The organism is Streptomyces sp. NBC_01537, from assembly GCF_045040445.1.
Classification (GTDB): Bacteria; Actinomycetota; Actinomycetes; order Streptomycetales; family Streptomycetaceae; genus Actinacidiphila.
This window is the reverse complement of record NZ_CP109392.1, coordinates 545,982-571,987: the sequence shown is the minus strand read 5'-3', so window position 1 is coordinate 571,987 and position 26,006 is coordinate 545,982. Positions and strand designations below refer to the sequence as shown.

Genomic DNA, 26,006 nt, shown 5'->3' with positions numbered 1-26,006 from the left:
GTCACTTGAGCACCGGGGCGTCGACCGCGTCGGACAGCCACGTCTTCTCGATGGAGGCCAGCGTGCCGTCCGCCCGCAGTGCGTCGACCGCCTTGCTGACGCAGGAGGTGAGCTTGCTGCCCTTGTCCAGGACGAGGCCGAACTGCTCCTGCCCGTCACCGGTGTTCTCGAACTGGCCGACGATCTTGGCGTCGGTCAGCTCGGCGGAGGTGATGTAGAAGGCGGTCGGGAGGTCGTAGACGATCGCGTCGACCTGACCGTTCTTCAGCGCGGCGGTGGCGAGGTCGTTCTTCTGGTAGACCGCCACGTCCTGCGTCGGCTTGATGACGTCGTTGATGTAGTCCAGGCTCGTCGTGCCCACCTGGGCGCCCAGCTTCACCTTCTTGAGGTCGGCGATGCTCGCGGCCTTCGCGGCCTTGGAGCCCTTGAGCGCGATGACCGCCTGCCGCACGTCGTAGTAGCCCGAGGAGAAGTCCACGGCCTTCTTGCGGTCGGCGTTGATGGAGACCTGGTTGATGTCGAAGTCGAAGCTCTTGCTGCCCGCCGCAAAGGCGTTGTTGAACGCCACCTTCTGCCAGACCACTTCGCTCTTGTCGAAGCCCAGCTGCTTGGCGACGGCGTACGCGACAGCCGACTCGAAGCCCTTGCCGTTCGACGGGTTGTCGTCGGAGAACCACGGGTCGTACGCCGGGTTGTCCGTGCCGATCGTCAGCTTGCCGGAGGTCTTGGTGGCCAGCGACGACGTGGAGCACGAAGCGGACGCGGACCCGCTGGCGGACCCGCTGGCCGAGGACGTGCTGGTGTCGTCCTGCGGGGCGCACGCGGCGGCCGAAAGGACGAGTACGGAGGCCGCGGCAGCGGCGGCGAAGGCAGGGCGCATGGCGCGAGATTGGCATCGCCTGTGGGTAAATGTCGAGGTCATGGACCTGTGATTCCACATGCCGGACATCTGTGTCGGGCGTGTTGCGCCCGTCTTTCAGCCGCCGGACGCGACCGCTTGCCGGATCTCCGGCAGGTCGGTGACCGCTCCGTCGAGCCCGAGCGCGCGGGCCAGCGCGAGGTCGGCGGGGGTGTTGACGGTCCACGCGATGACCGAGATCCCCGTCCCGTGGCATTCCTGCACCAGGGCCCGGCTGATCCGGCGCAGCTCCAGGCTCACCAGGGATGCGCCCACCGCCTGGGCGCGCGGGACGATCTCCGGGCCCATCGGGCCCTCGGCGACCAGCACGGTCCGTACGTCCGGGAGCAGTGCGCGCACCTCGCGCAGCGCCTCGTCGTGGAAGGACAGCACGTCCACCCGGTCCAGCGCGTCGCGCTCGCGCAGCACGTCCGCCAGGACGCGAGCGGCGGCGATGTCCTTGATCTCGGCCTGGATCGGCTTGTCCACCGCGTCCAGGACCTCCTCGAAGACCGGCACCCGCTCGCCGAGACCGGCGTCCAGTCCGCGCAGCTCGTCGAGGGTGAGGTCCGCGACGGCGCCGCTGCCGTCGGTGGTCCGGTCGACCTTCTCGTCGTGCATGACGATCAGCGCGCCGTCCTTGCTCAGGTGCAGGTCGAGCTCGATCTGGTCCAGGCCCTCGCGCTGCGCGCGGGTGAAGGAACGAAGCGTGTTCTCGGGCTCGACACCCATGACACCGCGATGACCGACTGTGAGAAAGCTCAAGGTGCCGCTGCCTCCTGTGCGACGTGATCAACGCCGTAAGCCTAGTGCGGCAAGGCGAAGGACAGCCGAACGGCACGTTAAACGTAGATCTCCCACTTGAACGGGAGAAGCAGCCGAAGATACGGTGGTCACGCAATAAGTTCTTCTGTTGAGGAGGGGAAGTGACGGAAATCCTGTCGTCACCGATTGTCGGCCACCCGGCGTGGGCTGTCCTGAAGCAGGCCGTGGAGGCCATCCGCCCCTGGCAGGGCAAGGACGGCTCGATCGACCTCACCGCCGAGGCCGCTCCCTCCCTCAGTGACGTCGAAGCCGTCCTGGCCCGGGTGACCGGCGCGGTGGAGGACCTGGCCCCGCTGCTCCCGCACGACGCGGACTACCACCAGGCCCTGGTCAAGGACCTGCGCAAGTGGGCCGACGGCGGCTTCGGCGTGCCGGACTTCCTGGACTCGCTGCTCGCCTTCCAGCCCGCGGCCGACCGCCGCGACGGGCTGCAGCACCTCGTCCTGTTCCCGATGTACACCCAGAACGGCAACCCGGACCGCAACCTCGAAGCGGTCGCGCTGAGTGTCGTGTGGCCGGACTGGCTGGCCGAGCTGGAGCGGACCCGGTACGACAACCCGCTCTTCGTCCCGATCACCTTCCAGGACTTCACCCCGGGCTACGACACCAACTCCGCCGTCCTGTTCCCCGAGACCGTCGCCGTCCGTGAGGCCCCCGAGCGCTTCACCTGGGGCGGCATCTTCTGCGACCGCGAGGCCGCCCGCTTCCGCCGGGTCACCGAGGCCGCCGTGGACACCCTCGGCCTCGCCCTCCCCGAGGACGCCGCGGCCCTGCTGGCCGACCAGGAGCTCACCCAGCAGACCTTCGTGCTGTGGGACATGATCCACGACCGCACCCACAGCCACGGCGACCTGCCCTTCGACCCCTTCATGATCAAACAGCGCCAGCCGTTCTGGATGTACGGCCTGGAGGAGCTGCGCTGCGACCTCACCACCTTCAAGGAGGCCGTGCACCTGGAGTCCGAGGGCCACGGCATGGGCCGCTACGTCCAGTACGCGATCCTCTTCGACCGGCTCTTCCGCTTCCCGCTCACCGGCGACCGGGTCCGCAACTACGACGGCCTCGGCGGCCAGCTGCTCTTCGCGTACCTGCACAAGCACGACGCCGTACGCTGGACGGACAACAAGCTGCACATCGACTGGCAGCGCGCCCCGCAGGTGACCAACCAGCTCTGCGCCGAGATCGAGACCCTGTACCGGGACGGCATCGACCGCCCCAAGCTGGTGCACTGGTTCGCCGCCTACGGCCTCGTCGCGAGCTATCTCTCCCCGCACCCCGGCTCCGTCTGGGCGAAGGGCCCCGACGCCCTGGACCTGACCCAGCCGCCGCGCAAGCTCGTGGACGACGTAATGCCGGACGAGTTCCCGCTGAGCATGTTCTACGAGGCCCTGGCCAAGAAGCTGCGTGATGTGATCGCCTCCACCAAGGGCATCACCGCCGGCACCGAGGCCCGGGCGGCGGCGTGAAGGAGAGGGCGAAGAAGATGACGACCGAAACCGAACCGGGCGCCCGCCCGCTCGACGGCGCCGTGATCGCCGTGGCCGGAGCCGGCGGCCCCGCCGGACGCGCCACCCTGCAGCGGCTCGCCAAGGCCGGCGCCCACGTCGTGGCCGGCGACGCCAGCCCCGACCGCCTCGCCGAGGCCGTGGACCTGGCCCGCTACGACGCCGGCGGCGCCGCCATCACCGGCGACATCGTCGACCTGCTCGACCTGGACGCCTCCCGCGACTGGGCGGCGCGCATCGAGAAGGACCTCGGCCGCATCGACGGCATGGTCCACCTCGTCGGCGGCTGGCGCGGCTCGGCCTCCTTCCCGGAGACCGACCTCGCGGACTGGGACTTCCTGGAGAAGCTGCTGATCCGCACCGTCCAGCACACCTCGCTCGCCTTCCATGACGCACTGCTGCGCAGCCCCTGCGGGCGGTACGTCCTCATCAGCGCGTCCGGCGCCTCGCAGCCGACGGCCGGAAACGCCGCGTACGCCGCCGCCAAGGCCGCCGCCGAGGCCTGGACGCTGGCCCTGGGCGACTCCTTCCGCAAGCTCGGCGATCCGGAGCACCCGACCGCCGCGGCCGCCGTCCTGATCATCAAGGCGCTGGTGCACGAGCAGATGCGCAAGGAACGTCCCAACGCGAAGTTCGCCGGATTCACCGACGTGGCCGACCTGGCCGAAGCCATCGCCGACGTATGGACGCGTCCGGCCCCAGCAGTGAACGGAAAGCGCCTGTGGCTCACCCCGCACCCGTAAACCCGGCGACCGACGCCGTACGCCACCACGACCCGGACGTACGCGGCTTCGCCAGCGACAACTACGCGGGCGTCCACCCCGAGGTCCTGGCGGCGCTCGCCCTGGCCAACGGCGGCCACCAGGTCGCCTACGGCGAGGACGAGTACACCGCGCACCTCCAGGAGGTCTTCCGCCGCCACTTCGGCCCCCGGGCCGAGGCCTTCCCGGTTTTCAACGGCACCGGGGCCAATGTCGTGGCCCTGCAGTCGCTCGCGCAGCGCTGGGGCGCGGTGATCTGCGCCGCCTCCGCCCACATCAACGTCGACGAGGGCGGCGCGCCCGAGCGCGTCGGCGGCCTCAAGCTGCTCACCGTCCCCGCCCCGGACGGCAAGCTCACCCCCGAGCTGATCGACCGCGAGGCCTGGGGCTTCGACGACGAGCACCGCGCCCAGCCGCAGGTCGTCTCCATCACCCAGACCACCGAGCTCGGCACCTGCTACACCCCCGACGAGATCCGCGCCCTGTGCGACCACGCCCACCAGCTGGGCCTGGCCGTCCACCTCGACGGCTCCCGGATCGCCAACGCCGCCGCCACCCTCGGCGTGCCGCTCGCCGCCTTCACCACCGACGCCGGCGTCGACATCCTGTCCTTCGGCGGCACCAAGAACGGCCTGCTGTTCGGCGAGTGCGTCATCGTGCTCAGCCCCGAGCGGGTGCGGGCCATGAAGCACCTGCGCAAGCTGTCCATGCAGCTCGCCTCCAAGATGCGCTTCGTGTCGGTGCAGTTCGAGGCGCTGCTCGCCGGTGACCTGTGGCTGCGCAGCGCCTCGCACGCCAACGCGATGGCCCGGCGGCTGGAGGCGGCCGTACGGGCGATCGAGGGCATCACGGTCGTCCGGCCCGTCCAGGCCAATGCCGTCTTCGCGATCCTGCCGCGCGAGGTGAGCGAGCGGCTGCAGAAGCGCCACCGCTTCTACTTCTGGGACGAGACCAGCGGCGAGGTCCGCTGGATGTGCTCCTTCGACACCACGGAGGCGGACATCGACGGTTTCGCGGCGGCGATCGCCGAGGAGATGTCCTCCCGCTGAGGCATGAGCCGCGCGTGGAGCCGGGCCAGGGGTGCGGGCGCCCACCAGTTGGCCCGGCCCGCGACGGTCATGAAGGCCGGCACCAGGATGCCGCGCACCAGCGTGGCGTCCACGAGGACGGCCACGGCGAGCCCGGTGCCCAGCAGCTTGAGGACCGTGATCCCCGAGGTGGCCAGGGCGCCCGTCACCACGGCCACGGCCAGCGCGGCCGTGGTGACCAGCGGCCCGGTGCGGGCCACGCCCTCGACGACGGCCAGGCGGTTGTCGCCGGTCAGGGCGTAGCGCTCCCTGACGCGGGAGAGCAGGAAGATCTCGTAGTCGATCGCCAGGCCGAACGCGATCGCGAACATCAGCAGCGGCATCGACATGTCCAGCGTCCCGGTCACCGCGAAGTCGCCCACCACGCGCCGTAGATGGCCGTCCTGGAACACATGCACCATCAGCCCGAAGCTCGCGGTCAGGCTGAGCGCCCCCACCACCAGCGCCTTGACCGGCAGCAGCACACTCCCGGTCAGCAGGAACAGCATCGCCCACGTCGCCATGACCAGGATGCCCGCCGCGAGCGGCAGCCGGCCGCGCACCGCCTTCCCGGTGTCCACCAGCAGCGCCGCACGGCCGGTCACCAGGTGCCCGCCCGGCGCGGGCATTGCCCTCAGCCGCCCGACCAGCGTCCGCGCGGCGGCGGACTGCGGGTCCGCCGGTCCGGTGACGCTGAGCAGCGCCCCGGGGGCGGCCGCTCCTACGGCGGGCGGCGGCACGGCGTCATGCGCAGGGACGATTCGAGCGGCGGCGACCGAGTCCAGCCGCCGGACCCGGCTTTCGTACGCGTCCAGCGCGGCCCGGTCGAGCACCGGATGGGCGTCCGGGAGCACGACGGTCAGCACGCGCTCCGCGGGCGTGGCGAAGTGCGCGCGAATATCGGCCGACGTGCGCAGCGCCGCAGTGCGCACGGGCAGCACCCGCTCGTCCGACAGCCCGAACCGGACATGCGCGAACGGCGTCGCGAGCATCACCAGCGCGACCGCGCACCCGATGCCGTAGAACAGCGGCCTGCGGGTCACGGCTGCGGCCGCCCGCTGCCACACCGGCTGCGGGGCGGGCCCGTGCCATGCGGTGCGCGGGCGGCGGGCCGGCCTGCAGGGTGCCGCGGTTCGGGGGGCCCGGCGCGGGGCCCTGGCCACCGCTCCCAGCCGCGCGGGGCGGGCCAGCCGCCGCCCCGCCAACGTCAGCAGCGGCGGCATGAGCACGGTCGCGGCGGCAGCCGAGAGCAGCGCCACCGCGATGCCCGCGCAGGCCATGGACCGCAGGAAGGGCAGCGGCAGCACGAGCAGCGCCGACATCGACAGGGCCACCGTGCACGCCGAGACGGCGACCGTGCGCCCCGCCGTGCGCGCGGTGCGGGCGACGGCGTCCTCGACGCGGGACCCCGTACGCAGTTCCTCGCGGAAGCGCGTCACCAGGAACAGGCCGTAGTCGACGGCGAGCCCGAAGCCGAGGGCGCTGGTGAGGTTCATCGCGAACACCGAGACCGGCATGGCGTACGTCAGCAGCCGCAGCACCGCGAGGGTCCCGACGACCGACACGGCTCCGATCACCACCGGGAACAGGGCGGCCAGCGGCGAGCGCAGGGCGAGCATGAGCATGAGCAGGGTGACGGGCGCGGCGAACAACTCGGCCGTCACCAGATCGCGTTCGCTGATCCGGCCGGCCTCCACGCTCACCCAGGCGGGCCCGGTCGCGGACACGGCGAGTACGCCGTGGTGTCCGGTGAGGCCGGGGACCAGGGACTTGGCGGTCCGCGCCGCATCCCGGTCCGCGCCGGCCAGGTCGGCCGTGACGAGGGCCTCGGTGCCGTCCTTGGAGCGCAGGGCGGGGTCTTTCGCCGTCCAGTAGGAGCGCACCGCCCCGACGCCGTCGGTGGCCGTCAGCCGTGCGGTGAGCCGCCGGCCCTGCTCCCGTGCCGCCGCCGAGTCGACGCCGCCGTGCCCGGCCCGTACCAGCAGCACCAGATCGGGATTGCCCGCGCCGAACCGCTGCTCCAGCAGCCGGTTGGCGCGTGCGGACTCGGTACCGGCGGCGGTGTAGCCGCCGTTGGTGAGCCGGTCGGCACCGCCGGTGCCGACCGCCCCGAGGAGGGCGGTCAGCACGGCGGCGAACAGCAGCACGAGCCGGGGATCGCGCTTGAGGCGGCTCATGGGCGTACGCCGGTCACGCGGCGCCCGGTCACGCGGCGCGGAAGAACAGCACCGCGTTCTGGCCGCCGAAGCCGAAGGAGTTGGTCAGCGCTCCCCCCATCCGGTGCGCGCGCGGCTTCTTGGTGACCACGTCCAGGTCCATGCCCTCGTCCAGGCGGTCGAGGTTGGCGGTGGGCGGGATCAGCTGCCGTTCCAGGGACAGCACGGTGATCGCCGCGTCGATGGCCCCGGCGGCTCCGAGGGTGTGCCCGATGGCTCCCTTGAGGGAGGTGACGGGCGGCGGCGTGCGGCCGAACACCGAGGACAGCATGGCGGCCTCGCTGCGGTCGTTGAGCGGTGTCGAGGTGCCGTGCGCGTTGACATGGTCCACCTCGGACAGGTCGGCGCCCGCGTCGGCCAGCGCCGCCAGGGTCGCGCGCCGGGCACCGTCGCCGGTGGGGTCCGGGCGGGTGTGGTGGTAGCCGTCGCTGGAGGCGCCGTAACCGGACAGGTAGCCGCGGATCCGGGCGCCGCGGGCCCGGGCGTACTCGGGCCGCTCCAGGACGACGATGCCGGCGCCCTCGCTCAGCACGAAGCCGTCGCGGTCGGCGTCGAAAGGCCGTGATGCGCCTGCCGGGTCCTGTCCGCGCATCGACAGCGCGCGCATGCGGTAAAAGGCCGCCGATCCCATTTCCACCCGGGCGCAGTCGGTGCCGCCGGTGATGGCGATGTCGCAGGCCCCGGCCCGCAGCAGGTCGCGCGCGGTGCCGATGGCGGTGGCGCCCGACGCGCAGGCCGTGGAGGTGGTCAGGCAGGGCCCGACGGCCTGGAGGTCGGCGGAGACCTCGCCGGCCACCATGTTGGGCAGCGAGCGCGGCAGGGTGGCGGGGGAGATGGACTCCACGCGGCCGCCCGCGAGGTTTCCGTACTCGACGGGCCAGCGGTCGCCGCCGTTGCTGGCGACCCCGAGGACGACGGCCACCCGGGGCCCGTCCCAGGTGGCGGTGTCCAGCCGCGCGTCGGCGACCGCCTCGCGGGCGGCGACCATGGCGAGCTGGATGAACTTGTCGATCCGCCAGGTCAGCCGGCGGCCGAGCAGCGCCCCGCCGTCGAATCCGGGGACGGCGCAGGAGAAGTCGACCGGCAGCCCGGCCAGCACCGGGTCCGTGGCGGCGAGACCGACGCCCGCGCACAGCCCGTCCCAGGACGGCTCCAGCCCGATTCCGGCGGGGGTGACCAGACCGATTCCGGTGACCGCCGCATCGAAGGCGCGTTGCCTCACTGGGCGGCCTCCACGAGCGCCGCCCGGGCGCCCGCACAGCCGGCCGCGCGCTCCAGATACGCCGCCGCCTCACCGAGGGTGAAGTCCTTGCGCTCCTCGGGCAGGGTCACACCCAGGCTGTCCTCAAGCATCGTGGCGAGTTCGACCTGTGCGAGGGAGTCGAATTCCATGTCCTCGAAGGTCGCGTCCGGGCCGATCAGTTCCTGAGGGACGCCGAAGTGTTCGGTGAGCTGACGGACCATCACGTCGTAGACGGATTCCATCGTTCTCCTTCGCTCGGGAGGCGTTGTGGGGACGGTGATCCCCGGACCGAAGTCCCCGGCAAGGATGGCGCGGTCATCACACGAATCCCCTCGACACGCGGCCGCGCGACAATCGCATCACCCGCATACCGTAAGAGGCCTCTAATGCCCGAGGGGCGCCCGAATGAATTCCCGGACGCCCCTCGGGCATTTACGGCTGCACCGCGCCCCCGTTTTCCCGGGGGCGCAGGGTCACTTGTTGATGCAGGTGTTGCCGATCGCCGGGTTGAGCAGCGCGACGATGTTGATGCTGTTGCCGCAGACGTTGATCGGGATGTGGATCGGGACCTGGATGACGTTGCCGCTCAGGACGCCCGGGGAGCCGACGGCCACGGCCTCGGCCGAGGCGCCGTGACGGTGGTTGTCGTTGTCGTGGGCGAGGGCGCCGCCGGCGGTGCCCAGGACAGCGGCACCGGCGATGGCGGTGATGGCCGTTGCCTTCGCAATGCGGTACATGGCGTTCTCCTTCGAAGATCGCGAGAGGGCCCTGTCCAACGACCGGGATCACGGGCGGAAATGCGGGGACACCCGTTCGGCCGCACACCCCGGAGAGCGCCGGGCGGCTCCGGCGGCCCCTCAGCGACGGGCGAAGAGGATGGACTCGTACGGGGAGGAGGCGCCCGTCTCGTAGAGCAGCCCGACCAGCCCCCCTTCCAGCTCCACCAGGTCGGAGTAGCCGGCGGGGCGCCGGGAGACCGTCCAGGCGGTGCGCCACGTGGAGCCGCCGTCCTCGCTGGCCCGCACCGTCATCAGGGCCCGCCGGTCCGGGTCTGCGGGGCCCGAGTAGAGCAGCGAGCCGTCGGCGACCTGCAGCACGCTGCCCTGGACCACCGGGCCCTCGATCTCCTCCTGGGGCTGGAAGGTGCCGCGCACCGTGCGTCCCCCGTCGAGGCTGTACGCGTCCGCGCGGGTCGCCTCGGAGAAGCCGCCCTCGTCGCGGGCGTTGATGTAGACCCGGCCGTCCGGGAGTTCGGCCATGGAGCTCTCGTTGAGATTGATCCAGTCACCGGGGATCTGCTGGACGTAGCCGACGTGCCAGGTCGTGCCGCCGTTGTCGCTGTACAGCGAGTGGGCGCCGTAGACCACTTCGCCGCCCACCGCGGCGGTGTGGTTGGCCGGGACCAGCAGCCGCCCGGCGTAGCGGCCGTGCCGCAGGGCGATGGCGTGCCCGGGCCCGGTGGCGTACCAGCGCCAGTTGGCGGGCTTGACCGCGGCCGTGATCTCGCGCGGCCGCGACCAGGAGGCGCCGCCGTTGGCGCTGGTGGTGACGTAGACCTGCCGGGTGTCGCCGGCGCCGCGGCAGAGCAGCAGGACGATGCGGCCGGTGCGCGGGTCGGTCACCGGGGTGGGGTTGCCGAAGGCCTTCCCCCGTCCGGCGGCGACCACCTGGAGCCGGCCCCAGGTGCAGCCGCCGTCGGAGGAACGTTTCAGCACGGTGTCGATGTCGCCGTCGTCGGCGGCGGATTTCCTGCGCCCTTCGGCGAATGCGAGCACTGTGCGTTTTCCGATGCGCACAGCGGCCGGAATACGGAAGGTGTGATAGCCCTGCGTCCCGGAACGGAAAGGAATCGAGCTGGAACAGCCGGGGTCGGGCACGGCCGCCGCCGCTGCCGCCCGGGCCGGGACTTCCCAGCCGGCGGCGCCGGCGAGCAGTATCGCCAGCCCGGCGATGGCCGCTGTCCGCGTGGCATTGAGGGGACCGTGTCTCATGCGGTTGTTTCTCTCATCCGTCCGGCGGGGGAGAGAGGTGACACTCCGTCAATCCAGTCATTCGGTATGCCAATATGACCAATCTCATCCAAACGGCGGAGATGTCCTTGACAAAAGAGCCCGCTGTCAATTCGCTGGGTGTTCAGCCGAACCGGACCGGGGGAACCGCCCATGACAGGACCGACACCACGTCGCACCGTTCTGACCGCCGCGATCGCCGTCGCCGCGGCGGCCGCCGCCCCGCCCGCCCTCGCCGCGGCACGCCCCGCCGAGGACAGACCCGCTGACGACAGCTCAGCCGCCGCCGCCGACGCCACCGACGAGGCCCCCGTGGACTACCGCTCCTGGGCCGGCTGTCCGGAATGGCTCACCGGCGAGGCCCAGGGCACCCGGGTCGTTGAAGCCCCCCGCCCCGGCATCGTGATCGGCCGGGCCACCGGCACCACGGACTACACCGACCCCCACACCCGGACGACGGCCACCTGGGAGACGGCGACCTGGACCTCCCCCCTGCACACCCCGCCGCACCCGGCGAGCGAGCTGGTGGCGTCCTGGAACGCCGACACCCCCGCCGGGACCTGGATCCAGACCGAGGTGGGCGGCACCTACACCGACGGCACCGCCACCCCCTGGTACGTGCTCGGCCGCTGGGCGGCCGGCGACGGCGACATCAAGCGCACCTCGGTGGACGACCAGAGCGACGGCAAGAGCAGCATCTGGACCGACACCTTCTCCATCGACGACACCACCACCGGCCTGCGGCTCGCCTCCTACCGGCTGCGCCTCACCCTCCACCGCAGGCCCGGCACCCGCCTGACCCCGACCGTCTGGCGGATCGGCGCGATGGCCTCCGACATCCCCGACCGCTTCACCGTCCCCGCCTCCGTCCCCGGCGAGGGCCGCGGCTGCGAACTGCCGGTGCCGCGCTACTCCCAGGAGATCCACAAGGGCCAGTACCCCGAGTACGACAACGGCGGCGAGGCCTGGTGCAGCCCCACCTCCTCCGAGATGGTCATCGAGTACTGGGGCCGCGGGCCCACCCCGCAGCAGCTCGCCTGGGTCGACCCCTCCTACGTCGACCCCCAGGTCGACCACGCCGCCCGCCACACCTACGACTACCAGTACGAGGGCTGCGGAAACTGGCCCTTCAACGCCGCCTACGCGGCCACGTACCGCGACCTGAACGCCGTCATCACCCGGCTGCACACCCTGAACGACGCCGAGCGGCTGATCCGCGCCGGCATCCCGGTGATAACGTCCCAGTCCTTCCTCGCCGACGAGCTCGACGGCGCCGGCTACGGCACCTCCGGCCACCTGATGTGCGTCATCGGCTTCACCGAGGACGGCGACGTCATCGCCAACGACCCGGCCAGCGCCGACGACGCAGCCGTCCGGCACGTGTACAAGCGGTCCCAGTTCGAGACGATCTGGCTCAGGACCAAGCGCTACAACGATGCCGGCCAGATCCGCAGCGGCACCGGCGGGGTCTGCTACCTGTACTGGCCGCTGCGGCCGTCCCCGGCGCAGAAGCGGGTGCTGGGCGAACTCGGCATCCTCTGAGGGCCCTGTACCTGTGAGGGGCGGCCTATACCTGCCATGCGAAGGGCCGATGGCGTTTCGGCCCGCGATGCCTTGTCCGGCAATTGGCGGCGAAATTACGCTGCAAGCCCGCCGAACCTCGGTGGTTGACGGACGAAGGGCACGGCATGGGACGGCTGACCGGAAAAATCGCTTTCATCAGCGGAACCGGGGCGGGAATCGGCAGAGCCGCCGCACAGGTATTCGCCGCGGAGGGCGCCACTGTTTTCGGCTGCGACATCAATCCCGGGGCCGACGCCGAGACGGTGGCGCTGGTGGAGAAGGCCGGCGGAGTCATGCGGTCCCTCGCGCCGGTCGACCTGTCCACCCCCGAGGGCGCCAAGGAGTGGATCGAGGCGGGTGTGGAGGCGTTCGGCGGCATCGACATCCTCTACAACAACGCCTCCGCCCTGCGCAACGGCCCGTTCGAGACCATGCCCGCCGAGGACTGGTACTTCACGATCAAGAACGAGCTGGACATCCCCTACTTCTGCACGCAGGCCGCCTGGCCGCACCTGATCGCCCGCGGCGGCGGCGCCGTTCTCAACGTCGCTTCCGTAGCCGCCGTCCGCGGGGCCCCCTTCATGCCGATGGTGCCGCACGGCGCCGCCAAGGGCGGTGTCCTGGCGATGAGCATGCACATGTGCGCCGCCGGCGCCGAGCACGGCATCCGCGTCAACACCGTCGCCCCCGGCATGATCCACACCTCGGCCACCGCGCCCTTCCTGGACGACCCCGACGGGCCCAAGGCGGCCCTGGAGGCCCGGATCCCGGTCGGCAGGGTCGGGCAGCCGGAGGACATCGCGCGGGTGGCGGCCTTCCTCTGCTCGGACGAGGCGGCCTTCGTCAACGGCGCGAACTTCATGGTCGACGGCGGCGACAGCGCGATGGCGGGCTGAGGCGGTGACCGACGCGCACCGCGCCCGCTTCGACCACGTGGGAGTCAACGTACGCGACCTGGCGGCCGCCACCGCCTGGTACAGCGAGGCCTTCGGGCTGCGTAGGTACTTCGAGTTCACGCTGGAGGGCCCGGGGCTGTCCGCCGTGGTCCTGGAGAACACCGAGCACGGCTGGCGCATCGAGCTGCTGGCCCGGACCGGCTCGGCGGCCGGACTGCGCGCCGCCAACCCGCTGGAGGCCGCCCTCACCGAGGGATACGGGCACTTCGCGATCAACGTCCCCGAGCTGGACCCGGTGTACGGGGCGCTGCTCGCGCACGGGGCGGGCGAGGTGATGAAGCCGGGCCCGTCGCCGCAGCCGGGCTACCGTTTCGCCTGGGTGACCGACCCGGAGGGCAATCTGATCGAGCTGATCGAGAACGCCGACGCCTGAGACGCCTGACAGCGGGAGGGGCCGGGTCCGCGCGGACCCGTCCCCTCCCGCTGTCCCTCTTGCTTACTGCGCGTCCAGCGCGTTCGTGATGTGCTTGACGCCGCCGTGCGCCGAGTAGCCGCCGTCCACGGTGATCTCGGCGCCGTTGACGTAACCCGACTCGTCGGAGAGCAGATAGACCACCAGCGGCGCGACCTCGTCCGGTGTGCCGGCCCGGCCCTGCGGGGTCATCTCCAGGTGCGCCCGCTGGAACACCGGGTTGGCGGTGGCCATCAGCGGGGTCTCGATGAAGCCGGGGTGGATGAGGTTCACCCGGATGCCCTTGGCGCCCAGCTCCAGCGCGGCCACCTTGGACAGGCCGCGCAGGGCCCACTTGCTGGTGGTGTACGCGACCGCGTGGTGAGCGGTGAGACCGGCCACGGAGCCGATGTTGACCACGGAGCCGCCCTCCGGCGCCGTCATCAGGGGGACCAGGGCCTGCATGCCGAGCATCGGGCCGGTGGTGTTGACGGCGAAGGCGCGGTTCCAGTCGTCGAGGCCGACCGAGCCGAGGCGGGCCCGCATGGGGATGCCCGCGTTGTTGACGAGGCCGTGCAGCGGGGCGTGGGTCTGGGCGAGCCAGGCGGCCAGGGCCTGCCACTGCTCCTCGCTGGCGACGTCGAGATGGCGGAAGTGCACGTCCAGGCCCTCGGCCCGCAGCCCCTCCGCGAGCTTGTGCCCGGCCTCGTCGAGCAGATCGGTCGCGATGACCGTGGCGCCCTCGCGGGCCGCGGCCTCCACCTCCGCGGCTCCCTGGCCCTGCGCGGCTCCGGTGATGACGACGGTCCTGCCCTGCAGGCGATTGCGGCTCACTGTGACCTCCGGCGTTCGGCGTTTTCGCAGCTCACGCTACGGACGCCGGAGGGCCGGGGGAAACGCGCGGTACGTATGCCTGCTATCAGCCGGCGACGGCGGAGCGGGCGAAGGGCAGCACGACCTGGGAGCCCTGGGAGTCGTCGTCGCCCGCCGAGGGGGTTGCGTTCGCGCTGTCGTCCAGCGCGGCGCCGACCCGGCGGATCGTCTCGCGCAGCCAGCGGTGGCCCGGGTCGGTGTGCCGGTTGTGGTGCCAGTACAGCGCCTCGATGAGCGGTACGTCGGGGAACGGGGTCGGCACGGCGAGACAGCCGACGAACGGCTCGTAGCGGGTGGCGAGGCGCTCGGGCACCAGGGCCACCAGGTCGGTGCCCGTGACCAGGAACGGCAGGACGCTGAAGCCGGGGGTGCTGACCTGCACCTGAGGGGTGATGCCCAGGGTCTCCAGCTGCCGGTCGGCCGGGGTGGGGCTCTTGCCGAAGCCGGCCACGGCGTGCGGCATCTCGGCCAGGTCGCGCAGAGTGAGCCGGCGCCCGTCGCGCACCCGCGGGTTGTTGCGGTCGACGATGCACACGAAGCGGTCGTGCATGACGGTCTCGCTGATGCCGGGGAGACCGTAGCCCAGCGGTACGACCATCACGTCGTGGCAGCGCAGATGGGTCTCGTTCTCCGGCTCGCCGGACACCAGCGGGTGGAAGTCGATCCGCACCCCCGGTGCCTCCTCGGCCAGCACGCGCAGCAGCGGCTCGACGAACACCGTCATCGCGTAGTCCGACATCACCACGGAGAACCGCTGGCGGCTCTGGGACGGATCGAACTGCCGGGTCAGGGAGAGGGCTTCCTCGGCCTTGCGCAGGGTGTCCTGGACCACCGGGAGGAGCCGCTCGGCGAGCGGGGTGAGCTCGTAGTTGCGGCCCACGCGCACGAGCAGCTCGTCGTTGAAGTGCCGGCGCAGCCGGGCCAGAGAACCGCTCATCGCGGACTGGCTGGTGGACAGCCGTACGCCCGCGTGCGTCACATTCCGGTCCTCGAGCAGGGCCTCAAGGGCAACCAGCAGATTGAGGTCGATGGCTCCGAGACCCATGGGATTCTCTCCGCTCCTGTTCGGCCCGCTTCATTGCGATGAAACGTGAGCGTAATGAGGGATTACGGGATGGAGAAGAGCGATCGGGAAAATCTCAGAATCACGACGAAGAAATGATGCCAGGCATCGCGGCGGCGAATCGTGCGCCGCCGCGATGCCTGGCCGATGCCTGACCGATGTCCGGCCTCAGGGGCGCGGGGTGCGCCCCCGCTTGCGGGCGCGGGGCAGGGGGTGCGGGCCGCTGCCGGGGACGATGCGGTTGCTGATCGTGCCGATGCCCTCGACGGACAGCGTGACCTGGTCGCCGGGCCGCAGCGGCGGGGGAGTGCGCTCGCCGTTGCGGCCCCAGTGCTCGGCCAGGGCGCCCCAGCCGCAGGTGCCGGAGCCCAGCAGGTCGCCGGGGCGGACCCAGGTGCCCCGGGAGGCGTAGGCGACCATCTCGTCGAAGGTCCAGGAGGCGTTGGCGAGGGTGTCGCGGCCGATGAGGGTGCCGTTGAGGGTCACCGTCATTTCCAGGTCGAGGTAGCCGTCGGCGTCCCGGCGGTGCTCCAGTTCGTCGGCGGTGACCAGCCAGGGGCCGAGGGTGTTGGCGAAGTCCTTGCCCTTGGAGAAGCCCAGGCCCAGCTCGCGCTCGGGCTTTTGCAGGTCGCGTGCCGACCAGTCGTTGAACACCGTGTAGCCGATGATGTGCTCGCGGGCCTGCTCCGGCGTGAGGTCCCGGCCGGAGTGGCCGATCACCGCGGCGACCTCGATCTCGAAGTCCAGCACCTGGCAGTTCTCGGGCACCGCGACATCGTCGTACGCGCCGTGGCAGGCGTGCGGATTGGTGAAGTAGAAGGCCGGCGCCCGGTACCAGACCTCCGGGACGTGCTCCAGGCCGTCCAGGCTCTTGCTGACGCCCTCGATGTGCGCCTCGAAGCCCACGAAGTCGCGGATGCTCGGCGGGGTCGGCAGTGGCGGCAGCAGCCGTACCTCCGGCACGGGGACGGTGTCGCCGGCCTGCGCGAGGGCTCGTACGCCCTCCTCGCGGAGCGCGTCGCCGCCCTCCTGGATCAGCGACAGCAGGGTGACGCCGGCGGGCAGCGGGTGGATGCGGTCCTCCAGGACCACACCGGCCCGCTCGGCACCCTGGAATTCGTACGTGGCGAAACGCATGCTCTATCGCTCCCAGTGATTGGTGTTCGTGGGCGGCTCGTCCGCCGTGAGATAGCCGGCGAACAGGCCCTTCGGGTCGCGCTCGGCCCGGATCGCGCGCAGGCGGGCCCACTGCTCGTCGCCCATGAAGCGCAGCTGGCGGTTGGTGAAGTCGGAGTCGCCCAGATACTGCCCGGCGGTCACCGGCTGGAGGTCGGCCATGGCCTCGTTGAGCCAGGCGCGGTATTCGGCGTCCTTGGACTCGTCGCCGTAGACCACGTATGTGGCCGAGTAGATCTCGCTCTGCATCGAGAAGGCCATGTCGGGCAGCGCGCGCAGCGGCGCCATGCTGAACCAGATGGTGAACGTCTGCGGCGTCGGGTGGTCGGTGAAGGCCTTGCGCATCGCGGGGACCACGTCCTGCGCGGTGCCGGTCAGCCAGGCGTTGTCGACCAGGTAGCGGTGGTTCTCCGGGTTCGCCCTGCGCTGGTTGTGCAGCTGCTCGGCCAGGGTGGTGGGCTGGGCCTCGAGGCGGAACAGCGCCCGGTCGGCGTACGGGTTCGCGTGCAGCGGGGCCAGGGCGTGCGCGGCCTGTTCGGGGGTGTCGGTCATCGAGACGCCGGTGACCAGGAGGACCGCCTCCCGCTCACCCGGCGGGGTCTGGGTGACGGCGACGATCTCCACCAGGTCGGACACCTCGTGGTGAATGTTGTGCAGCCACGTCATGACCTCGTCGAAGAGGTCCAGCGGGTACGCGTGCACGGTGTGCGCCAGGTGCTTGGGCAGCGGCCGGGTGCGCAGGTGGAAGCGGGTGACGATGCCGAAGAAGCCGGGGCCGGCGCCGCGCGCGGCCCAGAACAGGTCGCTGTTGGTGTCGGCGTCGGCGCGGACCAGCTCGCCGTCGGCGGTCACGACGTCGATGGCGGTGATGTTCTCCGCCGCCCAGCCCCAGCCCCGGGCGTTCCAGCCCTGGCCGCCCTGGAGCAGGAAGCCGCCGATTCCGACCGAGGGGCAGTGCCCGCCGTTGAAGAACCGCCCGAACCGCCCCAGATACGGGTTGAGCTCGTCGCCGCCCTTGACCGACGGGGTCGCGGTCACGATCCCGGTCGCCGGTTCGTAGGAGAGCTCGCGGAAGCCGCCGAGGTCGATCAGCAGCGCCTCGTCGCGCACACTCCACGCCGCCCAGCTGTGGCCGCCGGAGCGCACCGCGACCTGCCAGCCGCGCTCGGTCGCCAGCCGCACGCCCTCGACGACGTCCTGCTCGCAGACCGCCTCCAGGACGGCGGCCGGGCGGCGGCCGGGGCGGCGGGCGTTGAACACCCGGCCGATGCGGGCTTGCTCGTATCCGTCCTCGCCGGGCAGGTGCAGACGGCCTGTGAATCGGTTCATGGCTCTCATTTGATGGCAATCGGGTTGACGGGGGCGTGATCGCCGCCGGTCACCGGCAGCGGGGCGGCGACCAGCAGGAACTCGTACACGCCGTCGGCGGCGCAGTCCTCGGCCAGCTCCTCCAGGTCGAACTTCGCGCCGAGCGGCAGCCCGAGGCCGGGGAGGGCGATCTGGCGGAGCGGGGCGGCCTCGACGGACGCGAACTCGTACGGGCGCACCTCGAAGCCCGCGGTGTCGGTCGCGGCGGCGGCGATGTCGGTGCCGTGCAGCCAGCCCAGCGTGCTGAGCGACAGGCCGGGCGCGGGCCCGGAGGCGTATCCCGTCCAGTCGCCCAGACGGCGGCAGCGGGCCAGCTGCCCGGTGCGGACCAGCACGATGTCGCCGCGGCGCACGGTGGAGGTCGCCCCCTGCGCCTCGACGGCCATGCGCAGGTGCTCCTCGCGGATCGGGAAGCCGTCCGCCAGCTCCCCGCCCGGGCCGGCGACGGCGCGGGCCACGTCCAGGAGCACCCCGCGGCCGCTGAAGGACTCCGGCGGGTGCCGGTCGAGATGCCAGCGGGCGCCGACGCCCGCCAGCGAGACCGGTCTGCCGCGGCGGACCAGGCTCGCGGCGTGGGCGCGCTTGCCGTTGTCGAGGAAGTTGAGCGTGCCGAGCGTGTCGGCCACGCCCCACCGCCCCTGGTTGCGGTACGTGGAGCGGGCCCTGGCCAGCTCCTCCTCCGCCGTGGCCGCCGTGTCCATCGGCTCAGCCCTTCCGCTCTGTCCCGGAGTACGGGATGCCCAGCAGCCGGGCGGCGTTCCCGCCGGCGATCGCGTCCCGCTCGGCGGGGGCGAACCCGGCGGCGTCCAGCCGCTTGACCGGGTCGTCCACGCCCATGTCGAAGGGGTGGTCGGTGCCCAGCACCACCCGGTCGCCGCCGACCTGGTCGACCAGATGCCGCAGGCCCTGCGGGGTGTAGACCAAGGCGTCGAACCACATGCGGCGCAGATAGCTGCTGGGCGTTTCCCGGCAGCCGCGCGCGTCCTCGCGGGCCTGCCAGGCGTGGTCCGAGCGGCCGATGTACGTCGGCAGATAGCCGCCCCCGTGCGCCACGACCAGCTTCAGGCCGGGGAAGCGGTCCAGCACCCCGGTGAAGATCAGGTGGGACAGCGCCACCGTCGTCTCCACCGGCTGCCCGACCGTGTTGCCCAGGTACTGCGTGGCCAGCCGCTCGCCGAGCGAGCAGCCCCACGGGTGGATGAAGACCAGCACCCCGAGCTCCTGCGCGCACTCCCACACGGGGTCGTGGCGCGGATCGGCCAGCTCGCGGCCGTCCACGGTCGTGGAGACGCTGATGCCGCGCAGCCCGTACTCGGCCACCGCCCGGGACAGCTCGGCGACCGCCAGATGCGGGTGCTGCAGCGGCACCGTGCCCAGGCCCACCAGCCGGTCCGGGGCCTGCGTGCAGTGGTCGGCCACCGCCTCGTTCGTGGTGCGGGACAGCCGGGCGGCCAGCGCGCGGTCCGCCCAGTAGTGGTGCATCGGCATGGGCCCGACGACCTGGACGTCCACGCCCATCGCGTCCATCGCCTCGAGCCGGACGGCCACATCGGTGAGCTGCGGGCCGAGCCGGCCCAGCTGGGCCCGGTTGGCGGCCAGACTCTCCGGGGAGTGCGCGTGCTGCTCGGCGGCCAGCTCCGCGGCGAAGCCGGGGGTGCCGGCCACCAGGGCGTCGGCGGCGGGGGCCGCCAGGTGGCCGTGGAAGTCGATGACGGGGTTGGCGACGAGGGGGCTGGCGATGACGGGAGCGGTTCTCACGCCTCCGCCTGGAGGTAGGCGAGGGTCTCCTGCATGATGCCGCCCGGGTCGGCGCCCGGCGTGTCCGGGTGGATCTCCCACTCGGCGAGCTTCAGCGAGTTCTCCAGGACCTTGCGCACCCGCGGCATCCGGCGGGCCATGAAGTCCTTGAGCGCGGTCTCCAACGGGCCCTCTCCGGTGACCAGTTCGGCCAGTACGACCGCGTCCTCGGCGCACATCGCGGCGCCCTGCGCGATCAGCGGGGGACAGGCGTGAGCCGCGTCGCCGATGATCATCACCCGGCCGCGGTTCCAAGGGCTCTCCACCAGGACGGCCTCGATCCAGCGGTAGTCCACGGCCGTGTCGTCCGGCAGGGACTCAAGGATCCGGCCCCAGGTGCCGCCGTAGCCCTGGCCGCGCTCGCGCAGCAGCGACAGCGGGGCGCGGGGGCCGACCAGGGAGGCGTCGAGGTTCTCGTCGAGCAGGTAGGCGTAGCACTTGGTGTCGGAGATCGGGCTGTAGCCGGCCTTGTAGCGCGGCCCGCCGTAGTAGACCTCCGCGCAGTCCATCTCGGCGGGCCGGTCCGCGACCACCCGGAAGATGCTCATGCCGACCGGCTCCGGCACCGTCTCGATGCCGATCAGTGAGCGGATCTGCGACTTCAGCCCGTCGGCGCCGACCACCAGGTCGTAGCGGCCGGCCGTGCCGTCGGTGAAGGACACGTCCACATGGTCCGGGGACTGCTCGAAGGACGTCACGCTCAGCCCCAGCCGCACCTGGACGCCGGCCGCGTACACCGCGTCGCACAGCGCGTCCTGCAGGTCCGAGCGCATCGCGCCGGTCGTGGACGGCAGGTCCTCGCCGCCGGTACGGGGCGTTGCCAGTTCGACGATCAGCGAGCCGTCGGCCTGCCGCAGCCGCATGTTGTTGAAGGGCACGGCCTTTTCCAGCACCCGGTCCAGGACACCGACGCTGCGCAGCGCCTTGAGGGCATTGCCCTGCACGGTGATCCCGTGGCCGACGCCGAACCACTGCGGCGATATCTCGACGAGATCGACGGTGACGCCGCGCTGGGCGAGGGCGAGTGACAGCACGCTACCGGTGATGCCGCCGCCGACGACGAGCACCTTCGAGACAGCCATGGGTCGATCCTTAGCAAGTAGAAGTACGGGGAGATCAGCCGGTGAAGCGCTCACCGAGGACGCCGAAGTGCTCGACGTCCGGCGGCGAGGCGAAGAACGGCCCGATCAGTTCCCGCCACCGCGCGAAGGCTGCCGACCCGCGGAAGCCCACGTTGTGCGCCTCGACGGACTCCCAGCCGACCAGCAGCAGGTAGACGGCCGGACGTTCCACGCCGCGCAGCAGCTCGACCCAGTGGAAGCCCCCGGCCTGGGAGATCACCTTGCGGGCCTGCGCGAAGGCCGCTTCGAACTCTTCCTCGCGGCCGGCCTCGATGGCCAGCTCGGCGTGCTCGACGATCACGTGTGCTCCTCGGTTCTGGTCGGTGCCTGGCCCGACCTTGCTTGGCGCATTGATGCACAGTCAACGGATCCAGTCATCGCCAAGGAACACGTCATGCATCCCGCAGCGCGATGGGCCGCCGGACCCCGCTCCCGCAAGGCTCCCGCACCGCTATCGCGCCCCCGATGCCAGGCATCGCGGATGGGTATTTCCGCTGCCCCACCGCGCGTGCCTAGCGTGGCCGCAAGCCGCTGAAAAGGAGCCCGCTCGTGTCCGATCCCCACCCGCTGCCCGTCCACGCGGGACCGTTCGCCCTCGGCACCTTCTCGACTGCCTCGGTGGACGGCGGCCGGCCCTTCGCCGGGCTCGTCACCGGCCGCCGGGTGCGCGAGCTGTCCGACACGGCACCGCACGTACGGGCCCTGGTCGAGGACTGGGACGCCTCGCTGACCCGGCTCGCCGCGCTCGCGCAGGACCCGGGCGGCACCTGGCACGACCTCGGGAGCCTGCGGATCCACGCGCCCCTGGAGCCCGGCCAGATCCTGCAGAGCGGCGCCAACTACCGCCGCCACGTGGTCGACCTGGTCGCCGCCGAACGCGAGAGCGTGCACGGCGCCACCCCCGAGGAGGCCCGCGCCGACGCCGAGAAGATGATGGACGAGCGGGCCCGCAACGGCGTCCCGTACATCTTCCTCGGCAGCCCGCGCGCCATCACCGGCCCGTACGACGACGTGATCCTCCCGGCGCTCGGCGAGCAGCACGACTGGGAGCTCGAACTCGCCCTGGTCATCGGCCGCGAGGGCCGGCACATCAGCCGCGAGGACGCCATGTCGTACGTCGCCGGCTACACGATCTCCAACGACCTCACCACCCGCGACCGCCTCTACCGGCCCGACCTCAAGGCCATCGGCACCGACTGGTTCACCGCCAAGAACGCCGACACCTTCCTGCCGACCGGCCCCTTCCTGGTCCCCGCCGCCTTCCTGCCCGACCCCGGCGACCTGCGGATCACCCTGCGGCACAACGGCACCGTCCGGCAGGACGAGTCCACCAAGGACATGATCTTCGACATCCCCAAGCTCATCGAGTACGCCTCCAGCACCACCACCCTGCGCCCCGGCGACCTGCTGCTCACCGGCTCCCCGGCCGGCAACGGCGCCCACTGGGGGACCTTCCTGAAGCCGGGCGACGTCATGGAGGCGGAGATCACCGGCCTCGGCGCCCAGCGCAACACCTGCGTCCCCGACGCGTCCGACCCCCGCACCCGCTGAGGAGCAGCACCATGGCCTTCCAGCCCATCACCCATCTGCGCCATGTCGACCTGGCCGTACCGGACTTCGAGACGCAGCGGGCCTTCTTCGGCACCACCTGGGGCCTCACCGAGGTCGCCAACGACAGCGGCATCGCCTTCTTCGCCGCCGAGGGCAGCCCCGAGCAGTACGTCGTCCGCATCCGCAAGGACGAGCGCAAGCGCATGGACCTGGTCGCCTTCGGCGCGGGTAGCGCCGCCGACGTGGACGAGCTCGCCGCCCGCCTCACCGCCGCCGACGACGTACAGGTGATCTCCGAGCCGGGCACCCTGGACACCCCCGGCGGCGGCTACGGCTTCCGCTTCTTCGACACCGACGGCCGGGTCGTCGAGGTCTCCAGCGACGTCGAGACGCGCAAGCACCGCAGGATCGAGGAGCGCGAGGCCATCCCGGTCCGCCTCTCGCACTGCGTGGTCAACTCGCAGAACCCTGAGGCGCTGAAGGCCTTCTACGAGAAGCACCTCGGCTTTCGCCTCTCCGACACCCTCTACAGCAACCACATGGGCGAGCTGATGTACTTCATGCGCTGCAGCCCCGTCCACCACAGCTTCGCCATCGCCCGCGGCCCCCATGTCTCCCTGCACCACGCCTCGTTCGAGATGCGCGGCGTCGAGGAGTACATGCGCGGCACCGGCCGCGCGCTGCGCGCCGGCACCCGCCTCACCTGGGGCCCCGGCCGGCACACGGCGGGCGACAACACCTTCTCTTACTTCCACGACCCGCACGGCAACACCGTGGAGTACACCACCGAGCTGGCCGTCCTGGACGAGGACACCTGGCACCCGGGCCTGCACGACGTGGACGACCCGCTGACCCAGGACCAGTGGGGCACGGCCGACCCGATGAGCGAGCTGATCGCCAAAGAGCAGTTCAACGACCCGGACGTGCTGTTCAGCGCGCCGCCGGTCTGAGCGGGGGAGAGCGTCATGACCTTCGAGCCGCGCCGGGTCGTCACCGGCCACACCGAGGACGGTGTCTCCGTCTTCCTCTCGGACGGGCCGCCGCCGGTCGTCCGCACCGCGCCCGACGGAGCCCTCTTCTACGAGATGTGGTCCACCGCGGCCATGCCGGCCCCGGTCGCCGCCGACGAGCCGGACCCGACGCAGGTGTCGCTGAGCGTCCCGCCCGACCCGAACGGCACCAAGATCCGGATCAACGAGTTCCCGCCCGGCGTCGTGTCGCCCATGCACCGTACGCAGTCCGTGGATTACGGCATCGTCCTCGAAGGCGAGGTCGTCCTCGTCCTCGACGACTCCGAGACCGTGCTGCGCGCGGGCGACGTGGTGGTGCAGCGGGGCACCGACCACCGCTGGGAGAACCGCTCGGGCGCCCTCGCCCGGATGGTGTTCGTCCTGGTGGACGGCGAGTTCACCGACGGCCTGGTGAAGACCCTGGGCAGGGACGTACTCGGCTCCCTGCTCCACGACCCCATGAACCCCTGACCATCTCCTCCTCTTGCAACGGAAGGCACCCGCTGTGCGCACGACTTTGAAGAACGCCGTTCCGAAGGAACAGGTCACCGCCGACCTCGCCGCCGTCCGGGAGACGGTCTCGGGCGTCATCGCCGACATCCGCGAGCGTGGCGACGTGGCCGTGCGCGAGTACTCCGAGAAGTTCGACAAGTGGAGCCCGGAGTCCTTCCGGCTCTCGGCCGACCGGATCGAGGAGATCATCGCCTCGCTCCCGCAGCAGGTCATCGACGACATCCACGCCGTGCAGCGCAACGTCCGCACCTTCGCCGAGGCGCAGCTCGCCTCGATGGGCGAGTTCGAGATCGAGACCCTGCCCGGCGTGCGGCTCGGCCAGAAGCACGTTCCGGTCCAGGCGGCCGGCGCCTACATCCCCGGCGGCCGCTACCCGCTGACCGCCTCCGCCCACATGACGATCATCACGGCCAAGGTCGCCGGCGTCCCGCACGTCGTGGCCTGCACCCCGCCGATCCGCGGTGAGATCCCCGCCGCGACGGTCGCCGCCGCGCACTTCGCCGGCGCGGACGAGATCTGGCTGCTCGGCGGCGTCCAGGCCGTCGCCGCGATGGCCGTGGGCACCGAGACCATGACGGCGGTCAACCTCATCGCGGGGCCCGGCAACGCCTACGTCGCCGAGGCCAAGCGTCAGCTCTTCGGGCAGATCGGCATCGACCTGTTCGCCGGCCCCACCGAGATCCTGGTCCTCGCCGACGACCAGGCCGACCCCTTCACCTGCGCCGTCGACCTGCTCTCCCAGGCCGAGCACGGCCCGGACTCACCGGCGGTCCTCATCACCACCTCCGAGGAGGTCGGCCGCCGGACCATCGAGCACATCGAGGCGATCCTGCCCGACATGCCGACCAACGACTTCGCCGGCCCGTCCTGGCGCGATCACGGCCAGGTCATCGTCGTCGACACGATGGACGAACTCTGGTCGCTCGCCGACGAGTGCGCCTCCGAGCACGTCCAGGTCCTCACCGCCGAGCCGCGCGAGGCCCTGGAGCGGATGACCCAGTACGGGGCCCTGTTCCTGGGCGAGGGCACGTGCGTCTCGTACGGCGACAAGGTCATCGGTACGAATCATGTGCTGCCGACGCGGGGCGCCGCCCGCTACACCGGCGGCCTGTGGGTCGGCAAGTACCTCAAGACGGTGACGTACCAGGAGGTCACGAACCCGGACTCCAGCGCGGAACTCGGCCGGCTGTGCGGGCGTGCCGCACGGGTCGAGCTCTTCGAGGGGCACGCCCGCTCCGGTGACCTGCGGGCCGCCAAGTACGGCGGCGACGCCCTGCCCTGGGCCACGGAAGGCTCCGGCTACGAGGGGACCTCCGCGTGAGCCACGTCGTCGCGGGCCGCACCGCCCTCGTCACCGGCGGAGGCGGCCCCCTCGGCCGGGCCTTCTCCGTCGCCCTCTCCGGCGCCGGCGCCCGCGTCATCCTCGTCGGCCGCAACCCCGACGCCCTCGCGTCGGGCGCGGCGGCCGTCGAGGAGGCCGGCGGCAAGGCGCGGGTCGCCCGCTGCGACGTGGCCGACCCGGCGTCGGTCGCCGCGCTGGCCGCCGCGCTGGCCGACGAGGACATCTCGGTCCTGGTCAACAACGCGGGCGTCGCCGGGCCCGTCAAGCAGCTCGTCGACATCGAACCGGCCGAGTGGGACGACGTCTTCGCCGCCAACGTCCGGGGCGTCTACCTGGTCTGCCGGGCCTTCCTGCCCGCCATGATCGCCGCCGGGCGGGGCGATGTCGTCAACGTCGCCTCGGTGAGCGGCAAGCGGCCGCTGCTGAACCGGACCCCCTACACGGCGTCCAAGATGGCTCTGATCGGCCTGACCCGCACCCTCGCGGGCGAGGTTGGGCCGCTCGGGGTGTCCGTCAACACCCTGTCCCCTGGTCCCGTACGCGGCCCCCGCATGGACCGCAACTTCCGTCTGGAGGCAGAACTCACCGGCTCCACGCCGGAGGAGGCCGAGCGCGCCTTCGCGTCGCGCTCCGCGCTGGGCCGGTTGGTGGAGGAGCCCGAAGTCGCCCAGGCGCTGCTGGCGATGCTCGCCATGCCGGGCCTGTGCGGCGCCGACATCGATCTGTCGGCCGGCATGATCGCCCCCGCCTGACGGGCT

The 26,006-nt window shown here is 71.7% G+C and carries 26 protein-coding genes; 11 read left to right on the top strand and 15 right to left on the bottom strand.

Translation table 11 applies throughout. The features are described from left to right. Position 1 precedes the first annotated feature (1 nt). Positions 2-880, bottom strand: coding sequence for an ABC transporter substrate-binding protein (locus tag OG607_RS02900; RefSeq protein WP_405718288.1), 879 nt, complete (start codon positions 878-880; stop codon positions 2-4). 96 nt (positions 881-976) lie between these two features. Beyond that, positions 977-1,663, bottom strand: a complete 687-nt coding sequence (locus OG607_RS02895; RefSeq protein ID WP_405718285.1) for a glycerophosphodiester phosphodiesterase — start codon at positions 1,661-1,663, stop codon at positions 977-979. A 161-nt stretch (positions 1,664-1,824) separates the two neighbouring features. On the opposite strand from OG607_RS02895, the gene OG607_RS02890 reads away from it, so the two are divergent. From OG607_RS02890 to OG607_RS02880, 3 genes are read left to right on the top strand one after another with little or no spacing between them, the layout of a single operon-like run. After that, positions 1,825-3,189 carry a DUF6421 family protein gene (locus OG607_RS02890; protein WP_405718282.1) on the top strand — a complete coding sequence of 455 codons (1,365 nt, stop codon included), beginning with the start codon at positions 1,825-1,827 and terminating at the stop codon, positions 3,187-3,189. A gap of 17 nt (positions 3,190-3,206) precedes the next feature. Beyond that, complete coding sequence (locus OG607_RS02885) at positions 3,207-3,971, top strand: SDR family NAD(P)-dependent oxidoreductase (protein WP_405718280.1); 765 nt, start codon at positions 3,207-3,209, stop codon at positions 3,969-3,971. Next, complete coding sequence (locus tag OG607_RS02880) at positions 3,950-5,038, top strand: threonine aldolase family protein (RefSeq protein WP_405718277.1); 1,089 nt, start codon at positions 3,950-3,952, stop codon at positions 5,036-5,038. The genes OG607_RS02885 and OG607_RS02880 overlap by 22 nt, the downstream gene beginning before the upstream one ends. On the opposite strand, the gene OG607_RS02875 is transcribed toward OG607_RS02880, so the two are convergent. The 5 genes from OG607_RS02875 to OG607_RS02855 form a co-directional block, all read right to left on the bottom strand. Next, entirely contained in the window at positions 4,924-7,233 is a 2,310-nt protein-coding gene (locus OG607_RS02875; protein WP_405718274.1) for an MMPL family transporter, read from the bottom strand. The two genes, OG607_RS02880 and OG607_RS02875, sit on opposite strands and share 115 nt — an antisense overlap. 28 nt (positions 7,234-7,261) lie before the next feature. Further along, positions 7,262-8,494: a beta-ketoacyl-[acyl-carrier-protein] synthase family protein gene (locus tag OG607_RS02870; RefSeq protein WP_405718271.1), complete on the bottom strand. Its 1,233-nt coding sequence runs from the start codon at positions 8,492-8,494 to the stop codon at positions 7,262-7,264. Continuing rightward, complete coding sequence (locus OG607_RS02865; RefSeq protein WP_405718268.1) at positions 8,491-8,757, bottom strand: acyl carrier protein; 267 nt, start codon at positions 8,755-8,757, stop codon at positions 8,491-8,493. Before OG607_RS02865 ends, OG607_RS02870 begins: the two co-directional genes overlap by 4 nt. Before the next feature lie 231 nt (positions 8,758-8,988). Further along, positions 8,989-9,252, bottom strand: coding sequence for a chaplin (locus OG607_RS02860; protein WP_405718265.1), 264 nt, complete (start codon positions 9,250-9,252; stop codon positions 8,989-8,991). Positions 9,253-9,372: 120 nt separating this feature from the next. Continuing rightward, the gene (locus OG607_RS02855) at positions 9,373-10,506 is read right to left on the bottom strand and encodes an exo-alpha-sialidase (protein WP_405718262.1); all 1,134 of its coding nucleotides are present in this window, start codon (positions 10,504-10,506) and stop codon (positions 9,373-9,375) included. A gap of 171 nt (positions 10,507-10,677) precedes the next feature. Between OG607_RS02855 and OG607_RS02850 the strand changes: the two genes are divergently transcribed. From OG607_RS02850 to OG607_RS02840, 3 genes are all read left to right on the top strand, one after another. Then, positions 10,678-12,066 (top strand): peptidase C39 family protein, encoded by a 1,389-nt coding sequence (locus OG607_RS02850; RefSeq protein ID WP_405718260.1) that lies wholly within the window; start codon positions 10,678-10,680, stop codon positions 12,064-12,066. 125 nt (positions 12,067-12,191) lie between these two features. Next, positions 12,192-12,983, top strand: a complete 792-nt coding sequence (locus OG607_RS02845) for an SDR family NAD(P)-dependent oxidoreductase (protein WP_405718257.1) — start codon at positions 12,192-12,194, stop codon at positions 12,981-12,983. A 4-nt stretch (positions 12,984-12,987) separates the two neighbouring features. Then, a complete protein-coding gene (locus OG607_RS02840) occupies positions 12,988-13,416 on the top strand; it encodes a VOC family protein (protein ID WP_405718255.1) in 429 nt (142 codons plus the stop codon). Positions 13,417-13,479: 63 nt separating this feature from the next. On the opposite strand, the gene OG607_RS02835 is transcribed toward OG607_RS02840, so the two are convergent. The 8 genes from OG607_RS02835 to OG607_RS02800 form a co-directional block, all read right to left on the bottom strand. Further along, on the bottom strand, positions 13,480-14,268 hold the full coding sequence (locus OG607_RS02835) for an SDR family NAD(P)-dependent oxidoreductase (protein ID WP_405718253.1): 789 nt from the start codon (positions 14,266-14,268) through the stop codon (positions 13,480-13,482). Positions 14,269-14,353: 85 nt separating this feature from the next. Next, positions 14,354-15,352 (bottom strand): LysR family transcriptional regulator, encoded by a 999-nt coding sequence (locus OG607_RS02830; RefSeq protein ID WP_405718251.1) that lies wholly within the window; start codon positions 15,350-15,352, stop codon positions 14,354-14,356. 186 nt (positions 15,353-15,538) lie between these two features. Then, positions 15,539-16,507, bottom strand: coding sequence for a fumarylacetoacetate hydrolase family protein (locus OG607_RS02825; RefSeq protein WP_405718249.1), 969 nt, complete (start codon positions 16,505-16,507; stop codon positions 15,539-15,541). A 3-nt stretch (positions 16,508-16,510) separates the two neighbouring features. Continuing rightward, entirely contained in the window at positions 16,511-17,875 is a 1,365-nt protein-coding gene (locus OG607_RS02820) for an FAD-binding oxidoreductase (RefSeq protein WP_405718246.1), read from the bottom strand. A 5-nt stretch (positions 17,876-17,880) separates the two neighbouring features. Then, positions 17,881-18,615: a cyclase family protein gene (locus tag OG607_RS02815; RefSeq protein WP_405718243.1), complete on the bottom strand. Its 735-nt coding sequence runs from the start codon at positions 18,613-18,615 to the stop codon at positions 17,881-17,883. Positions 18,616-18,619: 4 nt separating this feature from the next. Continuing rightward, positions 18,620-19,672 (bottom strand): amidohydrolase family protein, encoded by a 1,053-nt coding sequence (locus OG607_RS02810; protein WP_405718240.1) that lies wholly within the window; start codon positions 19,670-19,672, stop codon positions 18,620-18,622. After that, entirely contained in the window at positions 19,669-20,793 is a 1,125-nt protein-coding gene (locus OG607_RS02805; RefSeq protein ID WP_405718238.1) for an FAD-dependent monooxygenase, read from the bottom strand. Before OG607_RS02805 ends, OG607_RS02810 begins: the two co-directional genes overlap by 4 nt. A 34-nt stretch (positions 20,794-20,827) precedes the next feature. Next, complete coding sequence (locus OG607_RS02800) at positions 20,828-21,133, bottom strand: antibiotic biosynthesis monooxygenase family protein (protein WP_405718236.1); 306 nt, start codon at positions 21,131-21,133, stop codon at positions 20,828-20,830. A 248-nt stretch (positions 21,134-21,381) separates the two neighbouring features. Here OG607_RS02800 and OG607_RS02795 point away from each other — a divergent pair, with 248 nt between their 5' ends. Genes OG607_RS02795 through OG607_RS02775 form a run of 5 tightly spaced genes read left to right on the top strand, consistent with a single transcriptional unit; the run spans position 21,382 to position 26,000 of the window. Next, positions 21,382-22,383, top strand: coding sequence for a fumarylacetoacetate hydrolase family protein (locus tag OG607_RS02795; RefSeq protein WP_405718234.1), 1,002 nt, complete (start codon positions 21,382-21,384; stop codon positions 22,381-22,383). Positions 22,384-22,394: 11 nt separating this feature from the next. Next, positions 22,395-23,333, top strand: a complete 939-nt coding sequence (locus OG607_RS02790) for a VOC family protein (protein ID WP_405718232.1) — start codon at positions 22,395-22,397, stop codon at positions 23,331-23,333. Between the two features lie 15 nt (positions 23,334-23,348). Beyond that, positions 23,349-23,864 (top strand): cupin domain-containing protein, encoded by a 516-nt coding sequence (locus tag OG607_RS02785; protein ID WP_405718229.1) that lies wholly within the window; start codon positions 23,349-23,351, stop codon positions 23,862-23,864. A gap of 34 nt (positions 23,865-23,898) precedes the next feature. Further along, positions 23,899-25,227: a histidinol dehydrogenase gene (hisD, locus tag OG607_RS02780; RefSeq protein WP_405718226.1), complete on the top strand. Its 1,329-nt coding sequence runs from the start codon at positions 23,899-23,901 to the stop codon at positions 25,225-25,227. Then, positions 25,224-26,000: an SDR family NAD(P)-dependent oxidoreductase gene (locus OG607_RS02775; RefSeq protein ID WP_405718223.1), complete on the top strand. Its 777-nt coding sequence runs from the start codon at positions 25,224-25,226 to the stop codon at positions 25,998-26,000. Before hisD ends, OG607_RS02775 begins: the two co-directional genes overlap by 4 nt. The last annotated feature ends 6 nt before the right edge of the window (positions 26,001-26,006 follow it).

Excerpts from the sequence above, each read along its gene's own strand:
- OG607_RS02900 (WP_405718288.1), bottom strand. The coding sequence starts at position 880 with ATGCGCCCTGCCTTCGCCGCCGCTGCCGCGGCCTCCGTACTCGTCCTT.
- OG607_RS02885 (WP_405718280.1), top strand. The coding sequence starts at position 3,207 with ATGACGACCGAAACCGAACCGGGCGCCCGCCCGCTCGACGGCGCCGTG.
- OG607_RS02875 (WP_405718274.1), bottom strand. The coding sequence starts at position 7,233 with ATGAGCCGCCTCAAGCGCGATCCCCGGCTCGTGCTGCTGTTCGCCGCC.
- OG607_RS02865 (WP_405718268.1), bottom strand. The coding sequence starts at position 8,757 with ATGGAATCCGTCTACGACGTGATGGTCCGTCAGCTCACCGAACACTTC.
- OG607_RS02860 (WP_405718265.1), bottom strand. The coding sequence starts at position 9,252 with ATGTACCGCATTGCGAAGGCAACGGCCATCACCGCCATCGCCGGTGCC.
- OG607_RS02855 (WP_405718262.1), bottom strand. The coding sequence starts at position 10,506 with ATGAGACACGGTCCCCTCAATGCCACGCGGACAGCGGCCATCGCCGGG.
- OG607_RS02850 (WP_405718260.1), top strand. The coding sequence starts at position 10,678 with ATGACAGGACCGACACCACGTCGCACCGTTCTGACCGCCGCGATCGCC.
- OG607_RS02830 (WP_405718251.1), bottom strand. The coding sequence starts at position 15,352 with ATGGGTCTCGGAGCCATCGACCTCAATCTGCTGGTTGCCCTTGAGGCC.
- OG607_RS02825 (WP_405718249.1), bottom strand. The coding sequence starts at position 16,507 with ATGCGTTTCGCCACGTACGAATTCCAGGGTGCCGAGCGGGCCGGTGTG.
- OG607_RS02820 (WP_405718246.1), bottom strand. The coding sequence starts at position 17,875 with ATGAACCGATTCACAGGCCGTCTGCACCTGCCCGGCGAGGACGGATAC.
- OG607_RS02815 (WP_405718243.1), bottom strand. The coding sequence starts at position 18,615 with ATGGACACGGCGGCCACGGCGGAGGAGGAGCTGGCCAGGGCCCGCTCC.
- OG607_RS02805 (WP_405718238.1), bottom strand. The coding sequence starts at position 20,793 with ATGGCTGTCTCGAAGGTGCTCGTCGTCGGCGGCGGCATCACCGGTAGC.
- OG607_RS02790 (WP_405718232.1), top strand. The coding sequence starts at position 22,395 with ATGGCCTTCCAGCCCATCACCCATCTGCGCCATGTCGACCTGGCCGTA.
- OG607_RS02785 (WP_405718229.1), top strand. The coding sequence starts at position 23,349 with ATGACCTTCGAGCCGCGCCGGGTCGTCACCGGCCACACCGAGGACGGT.